Origin of the sequence: Staphylococcus sp. HMSC62A08, assembly GCF_001839105.1 — a bacterium.
In the GTDB taxonomy this organism is placed as follows: domain Bacteria; phylum Bacillota; class Bacilli; order Staphylococcales; family Staphylococcaceae; genus Staphylococcus; species Staphylococcus caprae.
Genome location: NZ_KV840039.1, coordinates 70,307 through 74,655, shown reverse-complemented (window position 1 = coordinate 74,655; position 4,349 = coordinate 70,307). Strand labels below are relative to the sequence as shown.

The window sequence follows — 4,349 nt, the reverse complement described above, 5'->3', positions numbered from 1 at the left end:
CAATTGTTTGCTTAGCTTGGTCTTTCTCTTGTTGAAGTTTAGTATCACCATGAAGATTTGATTTAGCTTGTGTCACAGTGTTAGTTAAATTATTAATCGTATCTGGACTTGATGTAGCTGTTGTTTCGTCAATAACTTGTTGAGCGTTATTAACAGCATTGTCATAAGCTTGTTTCTCTGATTGGTCTTCGTTTATATACTTACTACTATTTTTAATATCAGATTTATCTTTAATGCTTTCTCTCAAACCGTGCATAGCAGTGTCTAAAGTTTTAGCACCTTGAAGTATGTTATTTACATCAGTGCGTGTAGTTGCAGCTTTTACTTTAGCTATTTCTGCATTTTTTTGCGGTTCATTTAGGCTCGTTAAACCACGAATTTCATTTTCTGCAGTTTGTTGATCACGACTTAATTTACTAGCCCCTTGTAAAGCATCTCTAGAGTTGTTAACAGTTTGAGTTAAACTTTCGATTGTATTTTTATCCAACACAGGTTGGTTATTATTATCGATAGTAGTTTGAGCATTAGTGACTGCATTATCGTAATTATGTTGTTCACTTTGATCTTCATTTACATAATTACTATCTCGTTTAACTTCATCAACATTTTGAATACTAACTCTTAAAGCTTTCATAGCATTGTTCAAAGCAGTAGCTTTAGCTAATTCTTCTTGAACTTTAGTACGTGTGTTTGCAGCATTGATTAATTGATTTAACTCACGTTTTTGGCCATTGTTGAGACTTGTTAAACCATTGACGTTTTGAGTCGCTGCTTGTTTGGCATTAGCCAATTGTTGTACGCCGTCAAGTGCATTTTGAGCTTGTTGAACTCTAGTTAATGCTTGTTCAATTGTTGATCTATTAAGTTCTGCTTGAGGTGTAGCGTTGATTATATTTTCAGCATTTTGTAAAGCTTGGTCATATGCAGAAATTTTTGTTGGATCTGCATTGACATAAGCACTACTTCGTTTAATGTCATCTTTATTATGAATGCCATCTCTCAAAGTTTTCATAGCATTGTTTAATTCTTTAGCTGCTGCTAATTTTTGAGCCACATCTGTACGTGTTGTCGCTTGGTTAATTAATTGTTTCTCAGCTGTGATTTGAGCTGGGTTGAGACTTGTTAAACCTTCTATTTGTCTATTAGCATTTTCTTGATCGCTGTGTAACTTATTAGCACCATCTAAAGCATCTTTAGTTGAATTAATGCGATTAGTCGCTTGTTCAATTTCAGTTTTATCCATTACTGGGTCTTGAGATTTATTGATGATTTCTAGACCTGATTGAATAGCGGTATCGTAATTTTGTTTAGGTTGTTGATCTTCATTGAAATAATTACTTTGTTGATGCACGTCATTTTGTTGTCCAACTGCATCTCTTAATGCTTGCATTGCACTATTTAATTCTTTAGCAGTCGTTAATTGTTGGTTAACGTTTGGAATTGTAGTTTGTGCTTGAACATTTTGAATTGCTTTTTGACGTTGTGCATCGTTTAAAGCTGTTAATTTGTTGATTTCAGTAACAGCGTTATTCTTAGCATTTTCAAGTAGATGTGAACCTTGTAATGCATTTTGAGCTTGAGTTAAACTTTGTAATTTTTGTTCAACTGCTGATTTATCTAATGTAGGATTGCTATTTTGATTAATGATTGATTCTGCATATTGTAATGCCTGGTTATAAGCATTTTGATGTTGAGATGAATCGTTAATGTAATCACTACTTTGTTTGACAGATGTTTTTTCAGCAACTTTGTTTCGAAGTTCTTTCATAGCTTCATTTAATTCTTTAGCTTTATCGAGCTGTTTAGCTACTTCTGTTCTAGTATTAGAACCATTTACTAATGCCTCTTCGCCAGATTTTTGCGGATCATTTAAAGATCCTAATTGAGCAATTTCCTGATTAGCTTGGTTTTTATCTCGTTGTAATTTACTAGCCCCATGTAAATTATTTTTAGCAGCATTAATTTGATTAATGGCTTGTTCAATTGTTGATTTGTCCATTGTAGGATTTTGTTGACCACTGATAATTGCCTCGCCATTTGCGATAGCGCTATTGTATGCATTTTGTTGTGGAGTATCTTCATTAATAAAGTCACTTGTTGAATGAACTTGATCTTTAGCATTTACAAGTCCTCGTAATGTTTGCATTGTTTGGTCTAACTCTTGAGCGCTATTTAAAATAGATGCGACTTGATCTCGAGTTGTTGCGTTGCCAATAGAGCTATTTTCATTTGCTTTTTGTTCGTTTGTTAAACCGCTTAGTCCAATAACTCTGGCCTGAGCATCTTGTTTAGCTTTAGCAAGTTTAGTCTCACCATCTAAATTATGGATAGCTGTATTAATAGTATTAATCGCAGTCTGAATCGCAGATTTATCTATTTCTGGATTTTGCGTTCTATTTTTAAGTGCTTCAGCGTTAGTAATCGCGTTTGTATAAGCATTTTGTTGAGCTTGGTCTTCATTAATGTATTTACTGCTAGCTTTAATTGCATTTTGACCATTAATTAAGTTATTTAATTGCTCCATCACTTTATTAAGTTCTTTAGCTTTGTCTAATTGTGTTGCTACTGCTGTTCTCGTTTGTGCTTCATTGACTAATGTTTTCTCTTTATTTCTTTGAGCTTGTGTAAGTTGATTTAAACTATCAATCTCATGATTAGCATCCTCTTTAGCTTTGCGAAGTTGTGCTTCTCCGTCTAAAGCATTTTTAGTTGTTAATACTGCATTAGCTTTTTGGTTAATTGCATTTGCATCTAAAGTTGCAGTTTTTTCATTAATAATTGCGTTTGCAGCATTAACGGCATTTGTGTAAGCGCTTTGTTTATCAGGTTCTGCATTAATATAACTACTTTGAGTTTTTACATTTTCATTGTCAACAATATTTTGTCTTAATGTCTGCATAGCATCATTAATGGCAGTCGCTTTTGCCTGTTCTGCACTTACTTGAGTTCGTGTATTAGAAGCATTAATCGCATTTTTTAAAGCGTCTTTTTGTGGTGTGTTGAGATTTGCTAAAGTATTAACTGCATTTGTTGCGTTTGTTTTAGCAGTTTGTAATTTTTGTTCACCATGTAGTGCAGATTCTTTAGTATTAATATTATTAATTGCTTCATCAACATTATTCTTATCAAGTACTGGATCAGCCGTTTTATTAATGATTGTTTGGCCCATTGAAATTGCATTGTCATAAGCAGATTGCTCTGGTTGGTCTTCATTAATATAATTACTAGTTCCTTGAACTTCTGATTGTTTGTTCACTAATGCTTTTAATGTGCCCATTGAACCATCTAAAGCTTTAGCTTTATCAAGTTGAGACTGTACTTCTGTTAGTGTTTGTTTATTATTAATTAATGCTTTTTCAGCCGTTTTTTGAGCAGGAGTTAAGTTTGATAAATTATCTATTTCGCGATTTGCATTTTGTTTATTTTCTTCTAATCTGTGATTACCATCTAAAGCATCTTTTGTAGTTTTTACTGATTGAGTTGCGTTAGAGACATCGTCTTTATTTATAGTTGGTTTGATCCATTTATAATTTTTTGAGCTTCTTTAACCGCATTATCATATGCTTGTTTTTTAACTGGATCAGCATTGATGTAGTTACCATCACCAGTAATTGTTGAATTATCTTTTATGCTTTCTTTTAATGTTCCCATTAAACCATTCAAAGCTTGAGCTTCGGCTAAATCATGTTTGACCTCAACACGTGTTTGTTGGTTATCGATTAATGCGTCTTCCATATGTTTTTGTGCATCATTTAAGTTTTGTAACTGCGCAATTGTTTGCTTAGCTTGGTCTTTCTCTTTTTGAAGTTTAGTATCACCATGAAGATCAGATTTAGCTTGAGTTACTGCACGAGTTAAATTATTAATTGTATCAGAACTTAATGTAGCTGTTGTTTCATCAATAATTTTTTGAGCGTTGTCCACAGCATTGTCATAAGCTTGTTTCTCTGGTTGGTCTTCATTTATATACTTACTACTATTTTTAATATCAGATTTATCTTTAATACTTTCTCTTAAACCGTGCATAGCTGTGTCTAAAGTTTTAGCATCTTGAAGAATATTTTTTACGCTATCACGAGTTGATGCCGCTTTTACTTTAGCTATTTCAGCGTCTTTTTGAGGTTTATTAAGATTAGATAAACCACGAATTTTAGTTTCTGCTGCTTGTTGATCACGGCTTAATTTATTAGCACCATGTAAGGCATCTTTAGTGTTGTGAACAGTTTGAGTTAAATTTTCGATTGTACTTTTATCTAACACAGGATTGCTATTGTTATTTATAGCGCCTTGAGCACTAGTAACAGCGTTATCGTAATTACGTTGTTCAGTTTGATCTTCATTTACATAAT

At 33.0% G+C, this 4,349-nt stretch carries 1 pseudogene; it reads right to left on the bottom strand.

Features of this window, described 5'->3' with window-relative positions:
• Positions 1 to 4,349, bottom strand: a pseudogene (locus HMPREF3264_RS06360) (hypothetical protein); the annotation flags it as partial.